Annotated in this window: 1 pseudogene; it reads left to right on the plus strand. The window is 64.6% G+C overall.

Features of this window, described 5'->3' with window-relative positions:
• Positions 1 to 347, plus strand: a pseudogene (locus tag CSQ86_RS09665) (hypothetical protein); the annotation flags it as partial.

Consider the following 347-nt stretch of genomic DNA (forward strand, 5'->3'; position numbering starts at 1 on the left):
TGTTCGCCTCCGCCGGCATCGCCTGCGCCGCACTCTGCGCCGACGCCATCATCGACATCCTCGGCGGCAGCCAATACGGGACCGCCGCCCTGCCCCTCCTGTGCATCCTGCCAGCACTCCTGTTCGTCTCACTGAACACCGTCCTGTCCCAATACCTCATCTCCTCCGGGCACGAGAGGCAATACGCCATCGTCAACTTCACGGGCCTCGTCTCCTCGATCCTCTACTGCCTCATCCTCATACCACCCCTCGGCGCCACGGGAGCCGCCATCAGCTGCAGCCTCTGCGAACTCACCGCGCTGCTCATCCGCTGCTGGTACGCACGCGACTTCATCACAACCATCCGC

The sequence above is a fragment of the Bifidobacterium felsineum genome (genome assembly GCF_002802915.1).
Lineage (GTDB): Bacteria > Actinomycetota > Actinomycetes > Actinomycetales > Bifidobacteriaceae > Bifidobacterium > Bifidobacterium felsineum.